This window comes from Streptomyces sp. SP18BB07 (genome assembly GCF_036322545.1).
In the GTDB taxonomy this organism is placed as follows: Bacteria; Actinomycetota; Actinomycetes; order Streptomycetales; family Streptomycetaceae; genus Streptomyces; species Streptomyces deccanensis.
In genome coordinates this window covers 143,128-161,828 of sequence record NZ_JAQYWT010000295.1, presented here as the reverse complement: position 1 = coordinate 161,828, position 18,701 = coordinate 143,128, and the positions used below count along the sequence as shown (strand labels likewise).

Below are 18,701 nucleotides of genomic sequence, written 5' to 3'. Positions count from 1 at the left end.
CCTCAGTCGCAGTCGCGGCAGATCGGCTGACCGTTCTTCTCGCGGGCCAGCTGGCTGCGGTGGTGCACCAGGAAGCAGCTCATGCAGGTGAACTCGTCCTGCTGCTTGGGCAGCACCCGGACGGCCAGCTCCTCGTTCGAGAGGTCGGCCCCGGGCAGTTCCAGGCCTTCAGCGGCCTCGAACTCGTCGACGTCCACGGCGGAGGTCGACTTGTCGTTCCGGCGGGCCTTGAGCTCTTCAAGGCTGTCCGAGTCGACGTCGTCGTCGGTCTTGCGTGGGGTGTCGTAATCCGTTGCCATGTCGCTCTCCCCCTCTGGGTGTCTGCGGTGTCTCCAGCGCACGTAACGCGTGAGAGGCCGGACTTGTGCCCGACCTGAGGCGGAGATTTTGCCTCACATCAAGGTCTGTTACTCAATCGACACCCAACCGGACTCCTCAAGAGTGATCGGCTTGGATGGCGAACGGGACCGTACACGGTCCTGAGGCTGCATTTCAAAGGCGCCTCAGCATGTACTTCCCGTGATCTCAACCCCCGAAAACCCGGATTTTCCCGGCTTTACGGCGGCTACATGATCACGCTCGGTAGATGGCTGGAAAATCGCCCCTGTGATCGATCACACATCGGTCGTGCACGACCGTTTCGATCAGGCGCCGGGAAATTCCGCGCAAAGCGAACACGTCCCGGAACCGGGGGTCATTTTCTCAGACGGGTAGGGTCACTCGCATCACCAGCCCGCCTCCTTCGCGTGGGCGGGCGGCGATGTGACCGCCATGAGCGCGGGCCACGGACCGGACGATCGACAGGCCGAGGCCCACCCCCTTGTCGCTGCCCGTGCGTTCCGTACGCAACCGCCGGAACGGCTCGAAAAGATTGTCGATCTCGTATGCCGGGACCACCGGCCCGGTGTTCGTGACCACCAGCAGGGCGTGACCGTGCTGGAGTTCCGTGGTGACCTCCACCCAGCCACCCGCGCCCTGCACGTTGTACCGGACGGCGTTCTGGACGAGGTTCAGGGCGATCCGCTCCAGCAGGACACCGTTGCCCTGGACGACCGCGGGGGCCCGCTCGCCGCGGATCTCCACCTTCTTGGCGTCCGCCTCGGAGCGCACCTGGTCGATGGCCCGCGAGGCGACCTCGGCGAGGTCCACCGGCTTGCGCTCGATGATCTGGTTGTCGCTGCGGGCGAGCAGCAGCAGACCCTCGACGAGCTGCTCGCTGCGCTCGTTGGTGGCCAGCAGCGTCTTGCCCAGCTGTTGCAGTTCGGTCGGCGCGTTCGGGTCGGAGAGGTGCACCTCGAGGAGCGTGCGGTTGATCGCGAGCGGGGTCCTCAGCTCGTGCGAGGCGTTCCCCACGAAGCGCTGCTGGGCCGTGAAGGCCCGCTGGAGCCGCTCCAGCATCTCGTCGAAGGTGTCCGCGAGCTCCTTCAGCTCGTCGTCCGGACCGTCCAGTTCGATGCGGCGCGACAGGTCCGAGCCTGCCACCGCGCGCGCGGTGCGGGTGATCCGGCCCAGCGGCGCGAGCACCCGACCCGCCATCGCGTACCCGAAGGCGAAGGCGATCACGGCGAGCCCGAGCAGGGCCAGCAGCGACCGGCTCAGCAGGGTGTCCAGGGCGACCTGGCGCTGGGCGTCGATGCAGGCGGAGATCGCGGCGTTGAAGTCCGAGAGCCGCACATTGGTCGACCCGGCGTCCACCGCGGGGCACTTCTCGCTGGTGACACTGATGTCCGTGCCGCCCACGATCTTGAACAGCGGGGCGTTGCCCGTGTTCACGGCCTGGGCGGCCAGCAGATAGATGATCGACAGCAGCAGGATCCCGGCGATCAGGAACATGCCGCCGTACAGCAGCGTGAGCCGTATCCGGATGGTCGGGCGCAGCCACGGGAGCGGGTTCTGGGGCCGCCTGGGGTCCCAGGTGGGTTTCGGGGGCGCCAACGGGGGCGCGGGGGTGGTGGCCATGGCGGATCAGATCCGGTAGCCGGAACCGGGCACGGTGACGATGACCGGCGGTTCGCCGAGCTTGCGGCGCAGTGTCATGACCGTCACGCGTACGACGTTGGTGAACGGGTCGGTGTTCTCGTCCCAGGCCTTCTCCAGGAGCTGTTCCGCCGAGACGACCGCGCCCTCGCTGCGCATCAGCACCTCCAGGACCGCGAACTCCTTCGGCGCGAGCTGGACCTCCTTGCCGTCGCGGAAGACCTCGCGGCGGTTGGGGTCGAGCTTGATGCCGGCGCGCTCCAGGACGGGCGGCAGCGGCACGCTCGTACGCCGGCCGAGGGCACGCACGCGTGCGATGAGCTCGCTGAACGCGAAGGGCTTGGGCAGATAGTCGTCGGCGCCGATCTCCAGGCCCTCGACGCGGTCGCTGACGTCGCCGGACGCGGTGAGCATCAGCACGCGCGTGGGCAGGCCGAGCTCGACCACCTTGCGGCAGACGTCGTCGCCGTGGACGAGGGGGAGGTCGCGGTCGAGAACGACCACGTCGTAGTCGTTGACGCCGATGCGTTCCAGGGCGGCCGCACCGTCGTACACGACGTCGACGGCCATGGCCTCCCGGCGCAGTCCGGTGGCCACCGCATCGGCGAGCAGTTGCTCGTCCTCGACGACGAGTACGCGCACGTCGCTTGTCCTTCCTCTGTCCACCCGCGTAGCGCGCCACAGGCGCGCACAGGCAGGGTGTTCGTGGGTGTGTGACCTCCATCCTGCCTTTTTCGGCCGTAAGTCGGCTGTAAGACGACCCCGCGCAGGAAGGACCGGGATGCTCGACCGGGAATGCGGGACTTTTTCGTCCGGTTGAGGTTTCCGTACGAAAGACCGGGGGGAGGACGGCTTTACACCCCGCGATCACGCTCTGCTTGTGCCGCACCACCATGCGGTACAGGCTGTCCGCTTTTCCGCAGAGCGGGCGTGGGTGTCCGGCACCGTCGCCGCCCGGCCAGGGTGGCGCTGGGCATCCACAGGAGACGTGATCGCCCCTTCCGAACGGCACACCCCCGTGCCAACGACCCACGACCCAGGACGAGGGGGCGCAGCATGGACGCATTCACCGCAGGACTTCTGCAGCGCATAAGGGCGACCGAGTCCGACCTGACCAGGGCTCGCGACGAGGGCGACGACTTCCTCGTCGAGGTGGAGCAGGGAGAACTCGACGACCTGCGCCGCCTCGCCGCCGACCACGGTGTGGAGGTCGGCGCGTACAGCGTCTGATCCAGCCCATACGCATGACAGCAGCCCCCGGCAGATCCAGTCCGGGGGCTGCTGCTTTTTTTGGGGCTCGGTTCGCCTCCGGGGCGCAGAAGCCTGTGTCGAGAGCCCGACCGTGCTCGACCCTTCGGGCCTCCGCGCGCTCGGGCTCTCGACACAGGCGCGCCCCTTCGCCTCACTCGCCGTAGGGCGCCCACTGCTGCTGTGGCTCTGGGGGACGCTGCTGTGGTGTTCCTAGTCGTGCCAGGCGCCCAAGGCGTCCAGGCGGGTCTGGAGGGCCTCGAAGAGGCCCGGTGGGGCCGCGATGGTCAGGTCGGGTGAGAGGGGCTCTCCGGGGCGGCCACCGGTCAGGGCGCCCGCCTCCCGGGCGATGACGTCGCCCGCCGCGTAGTCCCAGGCGTTCAGGCCGCGCTCGTAGTACGCGTCCAGGCGGCCCACGGCCACGTCGCAGAGGTCGATCGCGGCGGACCCACCGCGCCGGATGTCCCGGACGTGGGGGATCAGCTCGCGCAACACGCCGGCCTGCCTGGCCCGGCGCTCGGCGAGGTAGCCGAAGCCGGTGCCGACGAGGGCCAACTCCGGCTCCGGAGCGGGTCGCACGCGCGCGGGGCGGTCGTTCAGGAAGGCGCCCTCGCCGAGGACGGCCCGGAAGGTCTCGCCGCGCACCGGGGCGTGGACCACGCCCACGACCGTCTCGCCGTCCACCCGGGCGGCGATGGAGACAGCCCAACTGGGCAGTCCGTAGAGGTAGTTGACGGTGCCGTCGAGGGGGTCGATCACCCATTGGACGCCGCTGGTGCCCGTGACGCTGGCGCCCTCCTCGCCGAGCACGCCGTCGTGCGGCCTGCGCTCGGCCAGCAGGCCGGTGATCAGCTTCTCGGAGGCGATGTCCATCTCGGTGACGACGTCGACCGCGCTGGACTTGGTGGCGGCGACGCCCAGATCGGCGGGCCGGCCGTCGCGCAGGAAGTCGCCCGCGCGGCGGGCGGCGTCCAGGGCGATCTCCAGCAGTTCGGTCTTCAGGCCGTCCGGACGCTCGGGCTGGTCGGTCACGGTGCTCCTCACGCGTACGGGCTGTCGACGCCCGCGGCTGCGGGCTGCGGGGTCCTGGCCGGGCAGCAGCCGACCGGGCACAGGTTGTGGCTCGCGCCGAGCGCGCCGAGGGCGCAGGGGGTGACCGCGTCCTCGCCGCGCTCGACCGCCGCCCGCTCCAGGACCAGGTCGCGGATCGCGGCGGCGAACCGGGGATCGGCGCCCACGGTGGCGGAGCGGCGGACGGGCAGGCCCAGTTCCTCGCCCTTGGCCATGGCCTCGGTGTCGAGGTCGTACAGGACCTCCATGTGGTCCGAGACGAACCCGATGGGCGCCATCACGACGGCGGGGACGCCGGCCGCCTGCCGCTCCTCCAGGTGGTCGCAGATGTCCGGCTCCAGCCACGGGATGTGCGGGGCGCCGGAACGCGACTGGTAGACGAGTTGCCACGGGTGCTCGACGCCGGTCCGCTCGCGCACGGCGTCGGCGATGAGCCGCGAGACGTCCAGGTGCTCCGCGACGTACGCGCCGCCGTCCCCGTGCTCCTCGACCGGGCCGGAGGTGTCCGCCGAGGCGTTGGGGATGGAGTGCGTGCAGAAGGCGAGGTGGGCGCCGTCGCGGACGTCGTCGGGGAGGTCGGCGAGCGACTCCAGGACGCCGTCGATCATGGGCTCCAGGAAGCCGGGGTGGTTGAAGTAGTGCCGGATCTTGTCGATCCTCGGCAGCTCCAGGCCCTCGGCCTCCAGGGCGGCGAGCGAGTCGGCCAGGTTCTCCCGGTACTGGCGGCAGCCCGAGTACGAGGCGTACGCACTGGTGGCGAGGACCAGGATGCGGCGGCGGCCGTCGGCGACCATCTCACGCAGGGTGTCGGTCAGGTAGGGCGCCCAGTTGCGGTTGCCCCAGTAGAGCGGCAGGTCCAGGCCGTTCTCGGCGAAGTCCTTGCGGAGGGCGTCGAGCAGGGCGCGGTTCTGGTCGTTGATGGGGCTGACCCCGCCGAACAGGAAGTAGTGCTGCCCGACTTCCTTGAGGCGCTCCTTGGGGATGCCGCGACCCCGCGTCACGTTCTCCAGGAACGGGACCACGTCGTCCGGGCCTTCCGGGCCGCCGAAGGAGAGCAGGAGCAGGGCGTCGTAGGGGGTGGCGTCGTGCGCGTGTGGCATGTCTCCGATCCTGCCACCCGGCACCGACGGGCGGGATCTCGGCCCATCCCGAGAATGACTTAGGGTTACCTCACCCGTAAGCTGTATCGACTGAGTTCGCGCCTTACGAGGAACTCATCCCTCCGCTTCCCGGAACGACCGGAGCCCTCGTGCCCAGCCCCTACACCGCCCTGTTCGCCGTGCCCGGCACCAAGGGCTTCACCGCCGCGGGTCTCCTCGGCCGGATGCCGCTGTCCATGATGGGCATCGGCGTGGTCACGATGATCTCCCAGCTCACCGGGCGGTACGGCCTGGCCGGAGCGCTCTCGGCGACCATCGCGCTGTCCGCCGCCGTGCTCGGCCCGCAGATCTCCCGGCTGGTGGACCAGTACGGACAGCGGCGGGTGCTGCGCCCGGCGACCCTCGTGGCGCTGGCCGCCGCCGCGGGACTCCTGCTCGCCGCGCACTACGGCTGGCCGGACTGGGTGCTGTACCTCTGCTCGGCCGGCATCGGCTGTGTGCCGAGCCTCGGGGCGATGACCCGGGCGCGCTGGGCGGCGCTCTACCGGGACACCCCGCAACTGCACACCGCGTACTCCTTCGAGTCCGTCGTCGACGAGGTGTGCTTCATCTTCGGGCCGATCATCTCCATCGGGCTGTCCACGGCGTGGTTCCCGGAGGCCGGACCGCTGCTCGCCGCCTGCTTCCTGGCGGCCGGGGTCTTCTGGCTGACGGCCCAACGCGCCACCGAACCGGCGCCCCACCCGCGCGAGCGGGACGTCAAGGGGCGTTCGGCGCTGCGCTCGCCCGGACTGCAGGTCCTGGTGGCGACGTTCGTGGCCACGGGAGCGATCTTCGGAGCCGTCGACGTGGTCACCGTGGCCTTCGCCGAGGAGCGGGGCCACAAGGCCGCAGCGAGCGTGGTCCTGGCTCTCTACGCGGCCGGTTCCTGCGCCGCGGGCATCGTCTTCGGGCTGCTGTGCTTCTCCGGGGCGGCGGAACGTCGATGGCTGCTGGGCGTGTGCGGCATGGCCGTGAGTATGATCCCCCTCCTACTGGTCGGAAACTTGCCGTTCCTGGCCGTGGCGCTCTTCGTGGCGGGACTGTCCATCGCACCCACGATGATCACGACGATGTCCCTCATCGAAGAGCACGTACCACGCACGCAACTGACCGAGGGCATGACCTGGGTGGGCACCGGGCTCGCGGTCGGGGTCGCGCTCGGGTCCTCGGTCTCCGGCTGGGTGATCGACGCGGCCGGGGCGAAGGCGGGGTACGTGGTTCCGGCGGCCTCCGGAGCCGTCGCGGTCGCGGTCGGTTTTCTCGGGTACCGCCGGCTGCGCAGGCCGGCTCCAAGGCGGGGAGGGCCCCATGAGCACCACAGTGATCGGCAAGAGCGGCACGTGGCGTAACTGGGCGGGGAACGTCACCGCCCGCCCCGTACGGGAGGTCACCCCGGCCACCGTCGAGGAACTCGCCGCGGCGGTACGGCAGGCGGCCGAGGACGACCTCCGGGTGAAGGCCGTCGGGACGGGCCACTCCTTCACCGCGGCCGCCGCGACCGACGGCGTGCTGATCCGCCCTCAACTGCTGACGGGCATACGCAAGATCGACCGTGAGGCCATGACCGTCACGGTCGCCGCCGGCACCCCGCTGAAGCGGCTCAACCTGGCTCTCGCGCGCGAGGGGCTCTCGCTCACGAACATGGGCGACATCATGGAGCAGACGGTCTCGGGCGCGACCAGCACCGGCACCCACGGCACCGGCCGCGACTCGGCCTCGATCGCCGCCCAGATCCGGGGGCTCGAACTGGTCACCGCCGACGGGTCGGTGCTGACCTGTTCCGCGACGGAGAACCCCGACGTCTTCGCGGCCGCCCGCGTCGGCATCGGCGCCCTCGGCATCGTCACCGCGATCACCTTCGCCGTGGAGCCGATCTTCCTGCTCACGGCACGCGAGGAACCGATGCCGTTCGAGAGGGTGCTGGCCGAGTTCGACGAACTGCACGCCGAGAACGAGCACTTCGAGTTCTACTGGTTCCCGCACACCGGCAACACCAACACCAAGCGCAACAACCGCAGCGCGGGCCCCGAGAAGCCGGTGCCACAGCTGAACAGCTGGTTCGAGGACGAGTTCCTCTCCAACGGCGTCTTCCAGGTGGCCAACTGGGTGGGCCAGGCGGTCCCCGCCACCATCCCGACGATCGCGCAGATATCCAGCCGCGCCCTGTCCGCCCGGACCTACACCGACATCCCCTACAAGGTCTTCACCTCTCCGCGCCGAGTCCGGTTCGTGGAGATGGAGTTCGCCGTTCCGCGCGAGGCCGTGGTGGACACGCTGCGTGAACTCAAGGCGATGGTCGACCGTTCGAACCTGCGCGTCAGCTTCCCCGTGGAGGTGCGCACCGCGCCGGCCGACGACATCACGCTCTCCACCGCCTCCGGCCGCGAGAGCGCCTATGTCGCCGTGCACATGTTCAAGGGCACGCCCTATCAGGCGTACTTCACCGCCGCCGAGCGGATCTTCACCGCGCACGAGGGACGGCCGCACTGGGGCAAGGTGCACACGCGGGACACGGACTACTTCGCCAAGGTCTATCCCCGCTTCGGCGAGTTCACCGCGCTGCGTGACCGGCTCGACCCCGAACGGCGTTTCCAGAACGACTACTTGCGCCGGGTGCTCGGGGCGTAGTCGGTCGGGCGGTTCTGTTGATCATGTGAAGCACGTCCCTCCCGGGGTCACGAAAAGGTCTGTTCCGGCAGCGGATCGGCGTCCCTCATGAGAAGTTGAGCGGCGTGCCGATCCACGCAAGTGGCCCGAATGGAGTACTGTTGCGAGCCCTGGGTCCGGACTCCCGCCAGGGTGTCCGGGGCCTTCGAGGACCGCCGGGAGGGGGATCGTTGCACAGGGTGATGAGGTTCGTCACTTAGCGTTGCGAATTGATAACCGTGCCATAACGGCGGCCTCGGGCTCACGCCCGACACGCCGGGCAACTCGGCAAGGTTGTGGCAGGCTGCACCCGGGCAGGCCACACTCGACTAGCGGAAGCAGCGACGCACGTGACGTCGGCAGGCACCACCCGGGAGGTCCCCATGCCCGAACTGCGTGTCGTGGCCGTCTCCAATGACGGCACACGGCTGGTGCTGAAGGCTGCCGATTCCACGGAGTACACGCTGCCGATCGACGAACGGCTGCGTGCCGCCGTGCGCGGCGACCGTCCCCGCCTCGGCCAGATCGAGATCGAGGTGGAGAGCCATCTCCGTCCCCGTGACATCCAGGCGCGCATACGCGCGGGTGCCACGGCCGAGGAGGTCGCGCAGCTCGCCGGCATCCCCGTCGACCGGGTCCGCCGGTTCGAGGGCCCCGTCCTCGCCGAGCGTGCCTTCATGGCCGAGCGGGCGCGCAAGACCCCGGTCCGCCGCCCCGGCGAGAACGCCGCGGGGCCCCAGCTCGGCGAGGCCGTCCAGGAGCGGCTGCTGCTGCGCGGTGCCGAGAAGGACACCGTCCAGTGGGACTCGTGGCGCCGCGACGACGGCACCTGGGAAGTGCTGTTGGTGTACTGCGTCGCGGGTGAACCGCACTCGGCGAGCTGGACCTACGACCCGCCCCGGCGGCTCGTCCAGGCCGTCGACGACGAGGCGCGCTCGCTGATCGGCGAGTCCGACGACCTCGGGACGCCCGAGCCGAGCTTCCCGTTCGTGCCGAGGATCGCGCGGCTCCCCCGTGACCGCCCCCTGGACCGCCAGGCGGAACGTCCCGTCCTGCCCGCGCCGCCCGAGGCCGACGAGGACATGGTGAGCGAGCGCGACTCGCTCACCAGCATCCTGGAGGCCGTCCCCAGCTACCGGGGCGACCTGGTGGTGCCCGAACTGCCCTCCGCCGAACCGCAGGAGGAGTCCTCTTCCGTCGAGGAAGTGGCGGAGGAGGAGTCCGCGGCCCCCGCGGCCTCGGCCGGTTCCGCCTACGCGGACGTCCTCATGCCTCGGTCGGTCAACGGCCACCGCGACCGGCTCATCGGCGCCACCGACCGCCAGGCCGAGGCGGACGGTGTCCGACCGGGGCGGCGCGCGGCAGTGCCGAGCTGGGACGAGATCGTGTTCGGGACGAGACGCAAGAAGCAGGAGTAACGGCCCCACGACGGTGGGGAGTCGGAGCGGTCACTCGTTCCACTCCGTCCAGCGGATCCGTTTCTCTCGGGTGCAGGATCGGTCATTCATACGTGTGTGGGGCCCGCGTCGTTCAGACGCGGGCCCTCGCGCGTGCCGTCAGCGCCGGGTCACTGGGGGTCCGGCCCGGTGGCCACCGGGCGGTCGCCGTCCTGGGACCACTCCGACCACGAGCCCACGTACAGGGCCGCCGGGATACCCGCCACGGCCAGCGCCAGCACCTGGTGGGCGCCGGAGACGCCGGAGCCGCAGTACACGCCGACCTCGGAGTCGGCGGTCACGCCGAGTCCCTTGAAGCGGTCGGTCAGTTCGGCGGCGGTCCGGAAGCGGCCGGATTCGGCCACGTTCTCCGTGGTGGGGGCCGACACCGCGCCCGGGATGTGCCCGCCGACCGGGTCGATGGGTTCCACGTCGCCCCGGTAGCGTTCGGCGGCCCGTGCGTCCAGGAGCAGTCCGGTGCGGGCCAGCGCGGCGGCACCGTCCGCGTCGAGCAGCGGCAGCGTGCCGGGGACGGGCTCGAAGGTGCCGGGGGCGGGCTCCGGGATCTCGGCCGTCAGCACGCCGGTCCAGGCCGCCAGACCACCGTCCAGGACGCGCACGGAGGGGTGGCCGGCCCAGCGGAGCAGCCACCACGCGCGTGCGGCGGCCCAGTTGAGCCCGCCGTCGTACACGACGACGGGCCGGTCGGCCGAGACGCCGGCCGCGCGCATCGCCGCGCCGAAGGTGTCGGGGTCGGGCAGTGGATGGCGGCCGCCGGAACCCGCCGGACCGGCGAGTTCGGTGTCCAGGTCGACGAAGACGGCTCCCGGGATGTGGGCCTTCTCGTACTCGGGGCGCAGGTTCGGACCGCCCAACTGCCAGCGGACGTCCAGGATCACCGGCGGGCGGGCTCCCGCCAGTTCGTGTCCGAGGTCGGAGGCCGAGATGATGACGTTCATGCCCCCATCCTCGCGCACGGGGTGGCCGCCCGGCCCGGCTCCGGCTACTCTGCCCGCCGGGCGGTGCCGATCACCGGGTGTACGGGGTCGGGCACAAGCCGTACAACCGATGGACACCACACGGCAGCGGCGCGGACGACAGCCGGGACCGGCGAGCCGGGCATCCTCACGTACGTACGCGTCGACGGCGGTGCGGCGCGGGCCCGTGGCACTACGGGTGGTGCGAGCATCGGCACGGGGCGTGATCGCGCGTGGACGCGGTACACGCGTACCGAGGGCGACGGACACGGCCACCGCGAGGGGCCGAGGAGAGAGTGACGATGACCGAGGCACGGGGGTCGACCGGCCTGAACGGCGCGGTGTATCCACCGGGCACACCTTGCTGGGTGAGCCTGATGGTGCACGGGACGGCCACGACCCAGGAGTTCTACGGGGCCCTGTTCGGCTGGGAGTTCCAGCCCGGTCCCCAGCAGCTCGGCCCGTATGTGCGGGCACTGCTCGACGGGCACCAGGTGGCGGGGATCGGCCAGCTGCCGCCGGACCGTCATCTCCCCATCGCCTGGACGCCCTACTTCGCCTCGCCCGACGCGGACCGCACGGCGGAGACCGTGCGGCACTGTGGAGGCACCGTCGGCGTGGGCCCGTTGGACGCCGGTGACGCGGGCCGTCTGGTGATCGCCTCCGACCCCGCGGGCGCCGTCTTCGGCATCTGGCAGGCGGCGGAGCACCTCGGCGCGGACATCACCGGTGTCCCCGGCACGCCCGCCTGGGACGAACTCCTCACCGTCGACAGCTCACTGGTCGCCAAGTTCTACGAGACGGTGTTCGGCTACGAGGAGGAGCCGGTGGTCTCGGCCGACCTCGACTACGTGACCCTGCGCGTCGGGGGCCGCCCGGTGGCCGGCATCCATGGCGTCGGCGGCGCGCTCCCCCGTGACCGGGGTCCCCACTGGCTGACCTACTTCGAGGTGACGGACCCCGACGAGGCCGCCAACCGCGTCATCGAACTCGGCGGCCATGTCCTCGAACCGGCCCATGACACCCCTCACGGGCCGGTGGCGACCCTGGCCGACCCGGAGGGCGCGAAGTTCGCGGTGGTGCGCACGGAACACCGGACCGCCGACGGAGGCGTTCACACGGCCGAGTGAACGGGGGCGCGGACCCGCGTAGGGACCGGCGTCGCCATCGGCATCGGCATCGGTGCCTGTGTCGAGGTCAGACCGTCTCGACCGGCAGGACGTCCGGGGAGAGGGCGCCCGCGTGGGCCGTGGCCGCCGTCATCCGGCGGCGGTGGTGACGGCGGCAGAGGACCTCGTAGCCGATGTCGTCGGGCTGGTTGACGTCGCCGACGACGACCTGGGCGCCCTCGACGACCATCTGACCGCCTATGGTGCGGGCGTTGTGGGTGGCGCGGGCGCCGCACCAGCACAGGGCCTCGACCTGGAGGACCTCGACGCGGTCGGCCAGTTCGACGAGGCGCTGGGAGCCGGGGAAGAGCTTGGAACGGAAGTCGGTCGTGATGCCGAAGGCGTAGACGTCCAGGCCCAGGTCGTCCACGACGCGGGCGAGTTGGTCGATCTGCCCCGGGGCGAGGAACTGGGCCTCGTCGGCGATCACATAGTCCGCGCGGCGGCCCTGGGAGAGGTGGTCGACGAGGTAGGCGTAGAGGTCCTGGCCGTCCTCGACCTCGACGGCGTCCGTGACCAGGCCGAGCCGTGACGACAGCTTGCCCTCGCCGGCGCGGTCGTCACGCGTGAAGATCATGCCCTGCAGGCCGCGCGCCGAGCGGTTGTGCTCTATCTGGAGGGCCAGCGTGGACTTCCCGCAGTCCATGGTTCCGGAGAAGAACACCAGCTCGGGCATGTCGAGTTGAGCACCTTTCGGCGAGGAGGGCGGCGGGTCCGGCGGGAGGCGGGGTGAGCGGCGGCGGGGCCTCTCAGGAGCGTACTTCGAGGAGCGGGACCAGCTGTTCGACGGGGGTCATCGAACCGTGGTTGCCGACCATCGCCGACTCCTTGGGCTCCCGCTCGGAGGCGACGATCAGGACGTCGTCGTGAGCTGCCGCGACCACGTCCCCGATGCGCGCGTACACGCGTTCGTCGATGTGCGGGCCGAACCAGCCCGCCGCGACCGCCTCGTCGCGCGAGGCGATCCAGAACTGCTCGCCGAGCACCTCGCGCCAGCAGGTCAGGACGTCCGACTCGGCGCCCTGCACCGCGTACACGTGGCGGGCCCGGCCCTCGCCGCCCAGCAGGGCGACCCCGGCGCGCAGCTCCCAGTCCTCGTCGAAGTCGATGCGGTGCTGCTCGTCGAACGGGATGTCGATCATGCCGTGGTCGGCGGTGACGTACAGGGCGGTGCGCGGCGGCAGTTGCTCGGCCAGGCGCTGGACCAGCCGGTCGACGTGCATGAGCTGACCGCGCCAGGCGTCGGAGTCGACACCGAAGCGGTGCCCCGCGCCGTCCAGCTCGGAGTAGTAGGTGTAGATCAGGGCGCGGTCCCCGGCGGCCAGTTGCTCGGCGGCCAGGTCCATGCGGTCCTCACCGGAGAGGCGGCCGTGGAAGGTGCCGCCGCTCAGCGCGATCTGGGTGAGGGGCGTGTTCTGGAAGGCCGGGGAGGTGACCTGGGCGGTGTGTACGCCCGCCCGGTCGGCGAGCTGGAAGATCGTGGGGTACGGCTGCCACGCCTGCGGCGACGTCCACGGCTGCCAGCGGAGCTGGTTCATCAGCTCGCCGGTCCGCGGGTCGCGGACCGTGTAGCCGGGCAGACCGTGTGCGCCCGGGGGCAGGCCGGTGCCCACGGAGGCGAGGGAGGTCGCGGTGGTGGCGGGGTATCCGGCGGTGATGGGGCGGCCGGTGCCGCCGCGCGAGGAGGCGAGCAGCGCCGTCAGGTAGGGCGCCTCGTCGGGGTGTGCCTTCAGCTGCTCCCAGCCCAGGCCGTCGACCAGGAACACACAGGCCCGGTCGGCCGCCGTCAGTTCCGGTATCGAGGCGGTCGTGCCGGGGACCCCCATGCCCGCCGCGAGGGTGGGCAGGAGGTCTGCGAGCGAGCCGACGCCGTACTCGGGGACGGGGGCGGAGCCGAGGGCCAGGGGTTCCGGGTGGTCCCAGGTGGGCAGTGCCATCAGCGGGTGGTGTCCGCGGTCGCCTCGGAGAGGGACTGCGCGAAGGCGAGGGCCTGACGCACGGTCTCCGGGCCGTCCCCGGCCTCGCTGACGCGCAGGCTGAGGTCGTCCGCCGTCGAGCTGCCCGTGTACCCGTGGTCCGCCTCGCAGTTGGGGTCGCCGCAGGCGGCGGGCTCCAGGTCGATGCGGGAGACGGCTCCCCAGCCGATGGTCAGGACGACCTCGCGGGGCAGGGTGCCCGGGGTGTACGACTCGGGATTGGCGACGACCCGGCTGAGCACGACCGACGAGATGCGGCCGATCTTCACCGACTCGGTCGACGTCGTGGCGTACGGCGTGGGCGACGTGCTGTCGGCGGCCTGCTCGTCGGTGTGGCTCACGATGAAGCGGTTGCCCGTGAGGACGAGGACGGTGACGTGCCGCCGCACCTCGTTCGCGTCGAACGTCGTCTCCTGATGGACCAGGTACGACTTGATGGCCTCGCCGCCGACAGCGGCCTCCACCGCCTCGGCCACGAGAGCCGGGTAGTAGCCGCTGCGCTCGATCGCCGCACGCAGCCCCTGGGTCGTCGTACTGGTCTTGGCCATGACGTCCATCCTACGGTGGCGCACCGACTGCGAGGGACCGCTCTGCCGTCTCTGTTCTGTCGTGCACGGATCAATGCGCGGGCTCGCGCGCCGTCCGTACGGTGGCCGCGCGCCGCCTCCGGTGGGCCGGGAGCGGTGCGCTCAGTACACCGGGAGCGTCCGGGGGCCGAGGTCGTCGCGGGCGGGCGGGCGCGCGAGCCGGACGGTTGCGCCGAGCACACTGAGGCCCTGCGGGGCGACGACGACGGGCTCCAGGGAGACCGCCACGACCTCGGGGTGGTCGTCGACCAGTCGGGAGACCCGCAGCAACAGCTCCTCCAGTGCCTCGGTGTCGACGGGGGCCGAGCCCCTCCAGCCGAAGAGGAGGGGCGCCGTCCGGATCGATCGGACCAGTGCGGCCGCGTCCCGCTCGGTGGCCGGAATGAGGCGGTGCGCCATGTCCCCGAGCAACTGCGACGCTGGGCCGGCGAGCCCGAACGAGAGCACCGCTCCGGCCGCCGGGTCCACCACCGTCCGCACGATCGTGTCGACCCCGCGCGGAGCCATGCCCTGCACGACCGGGCGCAGTTCGTCGGGCCCTCCGAAGAGCTCCGTCAACTCCGCGTACGCCCGCCGCAGTTGCTCCTCGTCCGCCAGGTCGAGCCGTACGCCGCCCAGGTCGGCCCGGTGGCGCAGGTGCGGGGCGGTCGTCTTGAGCGCGACGGGATAGCCGATGAGCCGCGCCGCCTTCGCGGCCTCGTCGGGCGTCGGCGCGGGGCGGGCCTGCCGCAGGTGGATGCCGTACCGCGCGAGCAGCGCGCCCGTCTCCTCGGCCCCGAGGGTGAGCCCCTCGCCCCTGGCCAGCAGCGCGTCGATCTGCTCGGCTGCCCCCTTCTCGTCGATGTCCTCGTACTCGGGCACCCGTCCCGGCTCCGCCGCGTCCCGCCGCCACTGGGCGTAGTTCACGGCTTCGGAGAGCGCGCGGACGGCCCGCTCGGCGGCGGGGTAGGCGGGGATGAGCCGGGATCCGGCCGCCTCCGAAGAAGCTGCCGGCACAGGCTGCGCCCCCTCGACGGCCGGCCCCCTCGGCACACCGACGCCTGCCGCGCCGGTGCCTTCCGAACCTGCTCCTGCCACGGGGGTGCCCGGCAGACCCCGGCCCGGCGCACCGGCGCCCGGCGCACCCGGGTCGGCGGCGTCGGGGGCCGTCTCCGCGGCCCTCGGTGCGGTGCTCGTCGCGGCCGACAGCGCCTCCGCGAGGCCGCCCAGTTCGACGTGGACGACCAGCACCGGCTTCGACGGGTTCGCGGCGGCGGCCGACCGCAGCGCCTCCGCCAGGGCCGCGTCCCCCGGCGACGTCTCGCCCAGCGCGGGTATGGCCGTCACCACCACCGCGTCGCACGAGTCGTCGGCGAGGGCCCGCGACAACGCCGTGTGGAAGTCCCGCGCCGAGGCCCCGGTCGACAGGTCCAGCGGCGTCAGCGGTCGCAGCCCCTCGGAGAGACACGCGTCGTAGGTGAGCATCCCGAGCGACTCGGAGTTCCCCAGGATCGCCACCCGCGGCCCCGCCGGCAGCGGCTGCCGGGCCAGCAGCAGCCCCGCGTCGACCAGTTCCGTGATCGTCTCGACCCGGATCACCCCGGCCTGCCGCAGCAGCGCGGAGACGGTGGTGTGCGGCAGCCGGGTGGCGCGCACCGCGTGTCCCAGGGGCGCGGAACCATGGCGCGCCCCCTGCACCACCACGAGCGGTTTGACCAGCGCCGTGCGCCGGGCGAGGCGGGTGAACTTGCGCGGGTTGCCGATGGACTCCAGGTACATCAGGACGACATCGGTGTCCGGGTCCTCGTACCAGTACTGGAGGACGTCGTTCCCGGACACGTCCGCGCGGTTGCCGGACGAGACGAACGTGGAGACACCCGTGACGCCGGTGACCCCTCCCCCGCGCCGGTGCAGCCGGGAGAGCAGGGCGATCCCGATGGCGCCGGACTGGGCGAAGAGACCGATGCGCCCGGAACGCGGGGTCTCGGGGGCGAGCGAGGCATTGAGCCGTACGTCGGGGGCGGTGTTGATGATGCCGAAGGCGTTCGGCCCGATGATGCGCATGCCGTACGTGCGGGCCTGGCGCACCAGTTCGCGCTGGCGTTCGCGCCCGTCGGGCCCGCTCTCGGCGTATCCGGCGGACACGACCACGAGGCCCTGCACACCGTGTTCCCCGCACTCGGCGACGACCTCGGGGACGTGGGCGGCGGGGACGGCGATCACCGCGAGGTCGACGGGGCCCTCGATGTCGGTGACGGACCGGTGCGCGGGCACCCCGTCGAGTTCCTTCTCGCCCTCCCCGAGCGCCTTGTTCACCGCGTACAGCCGACCGGTGAAGCCCGCGCCCCGGAGGTTGGCGAGCACGCTGCGGCCCACTCCGCCCGGTGTGCGCCCGGCTCCGACGACCGCGACCGAGCCGGGGGCGAGCAGCCGCTGGACGGACCGGGCCTCGGCGCGCTGCTCCCGGGCGCGCTGGACGGCGAGGGAGCGGTCGGTCGGTTCGAGGTCGAACTCCAGCCGGACGACGCCGTCCTCGAAGCTGCGCTGCTGCTGGTACCCGGCGTCGGTGAACACCTTGATCATCTTACTGTTGGCCGGCAGCACCTCGGCGGCGAAGCGTCTGATGCCGCGCTCGCGGGCCACGGCGGCGATGTGTTCGAGCAGTGCGGAGGCGACACCGCGGCCCTGGTGGGCGTCCTGCACGAGGAAGGCGACCTCGGCCTCGTCGGCGGGGGCGGACGCGGGCATTCCGTCGGCGCCGATGCGGTCGTAGCGTACGGTGGCGATGAACTCGCCGCCGACGGTGGCGGCGAGCCCCACCCGGTCCACGAAGTCGTGGTGCGTGAAGCGGTGGACGTCCTTGGCGGACAGGCGAGGGTACGGCGCGAAGAAGCGGTAGTACTTCGACTCGTCCGAGACCTGCTCGTAGAAGCTGACGAGACGCTCGGCGTCATCAACGGTGATGGGCCTGATGCGTGCGGTGCCGCCGTCGCGCAGCACCACGTCGGCCTCCCAGTGGGCGGGGTACTCGTGCCGGTCCGACGAGGTCTGCATGGGCCCCAGAGTACGGCTCGCGTCCGACAACGGCGCGGGGCAGTCTGGGGAGGCACGACAGCAGCACAACACAAGCGCGACAGCCGGTTCGTGGTCAGGCCGTGGGCCCGTTCCGGTCGGTCGCCCCATATGGGAAACTGGTCTAGACAACCCGGTCTAGACCTCTCTGCAGCACCCGAGACACCTGAAGGGCAGCATCACATGGCTGAGCGCCGCGTCAACGTCGGCTGGGCCGAGGGCCTCCACGCCCGACCCGCATCCATCTTCGTCCGGGCCACCACGGCCTCCGGTATCCCCGTGACGATCGCCAAGGCCGACGGCAACCCCGTCAACGCGGCCTCCATGCTCGCGGTCCTGGGCCTCGGCGCCCAGGGCGGCGAGGAGATCGTGCTCGCCTCCGACGCCGAGGGCGCGGACGTCGCGCTCGACCGTCTGGCGAAGCTCGTCGCCGAGGGGCTCGAAGAACTCCCCGAGACGGTCTGAGCGACCGGGTAACCGCAGCGGAAAGGCCTGAAAAAGCCGCCCCGCGCACACACCGAAGGGCTCGTCCGATTTATCGGGCGGGCCCTTCGTATTTACGTCCGGTTTCCGTTCCGCGGGCAGCAGGAAAAATGCCCCTCGGAATTCTTCCCTCTTTGTATACGGCGCCCGTGTTAATGCCGCAGGCTCGGCATGTTTACGGGGTGTTGCGAAGTCCTCACACGGTCGGGGCGCTCCGCACCGCCGGACCCGGCCGGAAATCGGAGCCGGTGCGCGGCCGTGGCGCGCTCGGTGTGCAGGGACGTGATCGCCCGGGCCCGGTCGCTGTCGCCGCGCGCGACCGCGTCCACGATGCCGCCGTGCTCCGCCCAGGACTCCCCGGGGTCGGAGGGCGCCTCGACCGCGTACATCCAGGCGATCTTGTGCCGCAGCTGGGCGAGTGTCGAGGTCAGGGCGGGGCTGCCGGAGGCCTGTGCGAGCGTCTCGTGGAACCAGCCGCCCAGGGAGCGCAGATCCTCGCTGTTGCCCCTCCTGGCCCGCTCCTGGCCCAGCCTGACCAGACCCCGCAACACCTTGAGGTGCGCCTCCGTACGGCGCTGCGCGGCCCGGGCGGCGCCCAGGGGCTCCAGCAGCATGCGCATCTCCAGCAGGTCGGCGGCCTCCTGCTCGGTCGGCTCGGCGACGCACGCGCCCGCGTGCCGGCGGGTCACCACGAAGCCCTCGGCCTCCAGCGTGCGCAGCGCCTCGCGCACGGGCACCCGGCTGACGCCGTAGCGGCGGGCGAGCAGTTCCTCGGTGAGCCGGCTGCCGCGCTCGTAGACACCCGCGACGATGTCATCACGGATCGCCGTGCATACCGAGTGCGCCGGAATACGCATGACCGACCTCCGCCTTAATCCCCGTGAAACGTCGATGATTGACGTGTGTTCCAGCGACTCTATTGCAGCGGAGCGGAATTT

Annotated in this window: 17 protein-coding genes; 6 read left to right on the top strand and 11 right to left on the bottom strand. The window is 71.4% G+C overall.

The window, feature by feature from the left end; genetic code table 11:
- Positions 1 to 2: 2 nt before the first annotated feature.
- The 3 genes from PUR53_RS17040 to PUR53_RS17030 all read right to left on the bottom strand — a co-directional run bounded on the left by PUR53_RS17040 (position 3) and on the right by PUR53_RS17030 (position 2,619).
- Positions 3 to 299 carry a DUF4193 domain-containing protein gene (locus tag PUR53_RS17040; RefSeq protein ID WP_005481602.1) on the bottom strand — a complete coding sequence of 99 codons (297 nt, stop codon included), beginning with the start codon at positions 297 to 299 and terminating at the stop codon, positions 3 to 5.
- A 403-nt stretch (positions 300 to 702) separates the two neighbouring features.
- Positions 703 to 1,959, bottom strand: a complete 1,257-nt coding sequence (locus PUR53_RS17035) for a sensor histidine kinase (protein ID WP_329900236.1) — start codon at positions 1,957 to 1,959, stop codon at positions 703 to 705.
- Positions 1,960 to 1,965: 6 nt separating this feature from the next.
- Positions 1,966 to 2,619 carry a response regulator transcription factor gene (locus tag PUR53_RS17030; protein ID WP_046917975.1) on the bottom strand — a complete coding sequence of 218 codons (654 nt, stop codon included), beginning with the start codon at positions 2,617 to 2,619 and terminating at the stop codon, positions 1,966 to 1,968.
- A 414-nt stretch (positions 2,620 to 3,033) separates the two neighbouring features.
- Here PUR53_RS17030 and PUR53_RS17025 point away from each other — a divergent pair, with 414 nt between their 5' ends.
- Entirely contained in the window at positions 3,034 to 3,207 is a 174-nt protein-coding gene (locus PUR53_RS17025) for a hypothetical protein (protein ID WP_192829560.1), read from the top strand.
- A 231-nt stretch (positions 3,208 to 3,438) separates the two neighbouring features.
- Here the strand turns inward: PUR53_RS17025 and PUR53_RS17020 are convergent, their stop codons facing one another.
- Positions 3,439 to 4,257: an inositol monophosphatase family protein gene (locus PUR53_RS17020; RefSeq protein WP_329908765.1), complete on the bottom strand. Its 819-nt coding sequence runs from the start codon at positions 4,255 to 4,257 to the stop codon at positions 3,439 to 3,441.
- Positions 4,258 to 4,265: 8 nt separating this feature from the next.
- Positions 4,266 to 5,396, bottom strand: coding sequence for a ferrochelatase (locus PUR53_RS17015; RefSeq protein ID WP_329908764.1), 1,131 nt, complete (start codon positions 5,394 to 5,396; stop codon positions 4,266 to 4,268).
- A 149-nt stretch (positions 5,397 to 5,545) separates the two neighbouring features.
- Here PUR53_RS17015 and PUR53_RS17010 point away from each other — a divergent pair, with 149 nt between their 5' ends.
- The 3 genes from PUR53_RS17010 to sepH all read left to right on the top strand — a co-directional run bounded on the left by PUR53_RS17010 (position 5,546) and on the right by sepH (position 9,502).
- On the top strand, positions 5,546 to 6,787 hold the full coding sequence (locus PUR53_RS17010) for an MFS transporter (protein ID WP_329908763.1): 1,242 nt from the start codon (positions 5,546 to 5,548) through the stop codon (positions 6,785 to 6,787).
- Positions 6,747 to 8,066 carry a D-arabinono-1,4-lactone oxidase gene (locus PUR53_RS17005; protein ID WP_329900232.1) on the top strand — a complete coding sequence of 440 codons (1,320 nt, stop codon included), beginning with the start codon at positions 6,747 to 6,749 and terminating at the stop codon, positions 8,064 to 8,066. Before PUR53_RS17010 ends, PUR53_RS17005 begins: the two co-directional genes overlap by 41 nt.
- Before the next feature lie 401 nt (positions 8,067 to 8,467).
- The gene (gene sepH, locus PUR53_RS17000) at positions 8,468 to 9,502 is read left to right on the top strand and encodes a septation protein SepH (RefSeq protein WP_239757685.1); all 1,035 of its coding nucleotides are present in this window, start codon (positions 8,468 to 8,470) and stop codon (positions 9,500 to 9,502) included.
- A gap of 149 nt (positions 9,503 to 9,651) precedes the next feature.
- On the opposite strand, the gene PUR53_RS16995 is transcribed toward sepH, so the two are convergent.
- A complete protein-coding gene (locus tag PUR53_RS16995) occupies positions 9,652 to 10,479 on the bottom strand; it encodes a sulfurtransferase (protein ID WP_329908762.1) in 828 nt (275 codons plus the stop codon).
- A gap of 320 nt (positions 10,480 to 10,799) precedes the next feature.
- On the opposite strand from PUR53_RS16995, the gene PUR53_RS16990 reads away from it, so the two are divergent.
- Positions 10,800 to 11,627, top strand: a complete 828-nt coding sequence (locus PUR53_RS16990) for a VOC family protein (protein ID WP_329900230.1) — start codon at positions 10,800 to 10,802, stop codon at positions 11,625 to 11,627.
- Positions 11,628 to 11,694: 67 nt separating this feature from the next.
- Here the strand turns inward: PUR53_RS16990 and PUR53_RS16985 are convergent, their stop codons facing one another.
- The 4 genes from PUR53_RS16985 to PUR53_RS16970 form a co-directional block, all read right to left on the bottom strand.
- Complete coding sequence (locus PUR53_RS16985) at positions 11,695 to 12,342, bottom strand: thymidine kinase (RefSeq protein WP_045561074.1); 648 nt, start codon at positions 12,340 to 12,342, stop codon at positions 11,695 to 11,697.
- 73 nt (positions 12,343 to 12,415) lie between these two features.
- Positions 12,416 to 13,603 (bottom strand): alkaline phosphatase family protein, encoded by a 1,188-nt coding sequence (locus PUR53_RS16980; RefSeq protein ID WP_329908761.1) that lies wholly within the window; start codon positions 13,601 to 13,603, stop codon positions 12,416 to 12,418.
- A complete protein-coding gene (locus tag PUR53_RS16975; RefSeq protein WP_329908760.1) occupies positions 13,603 to 14,190 on the bottom strand; it encodes a DUF5998 family protein in 588 nt (195 codons plus the stop codon). Before PUR53_RS16975 ends, PUR53_RS16980 begins: the two co-directional genes overlap by 1 nt.
- 141 nt (positions 14,191 to 14,331) lie before the next feature.
- Positions 14,332 to 17,262, bottom strand: a complete 2,931-nt coding sequence (locus PUR53_RS16970; protein WP_329900228.1) for a bifunctional acetate--CoA ligase family protein/GNAT family N-acetyltransferase — start codon at positions 17,260 to 17,262, stop codon at positions 14,332 to 14,334.
- Positions 17,263 to 17,463: 201 nt separating this feature from the next.
- Here PUR53_RS16970 and PUR53_RS16965 point away from each other — a divergent pair, with 201 nt between their 5' ends.
- The gene (locus tag PUR53_RS16965) at positions 17,464 to 17,745 is read left to right on the top strand and encodes an HPr family phosphocarrier protein (RefSeq protein ID WP_037700813.1); all 282 of its coding nucleotides are present in this window, start codon (positions 17,464 to 17,466) and stop codon (positions 17,743 to 17,745) included.
- A 170-nt stretch (positions 17,746 to 17,915) separates the two neighbouring features.
- Here the strand turns inward: PUR53_RS16965 and PUR53_RS16960 are convergent, their stop codons facing one another.
- A complete protein-coding gene (locus tag PUR53_RS16960) occupies positions 17,916 to 18,620 on the bottom strand; it encodes a GntR family transcriptional regulator (protein WP_329908759.1) in 705 nt (234 codons plus the stop codon).
- Between the last annotated feature and the right edge of the window lie 81 nt (positions 18,621 to 18,701).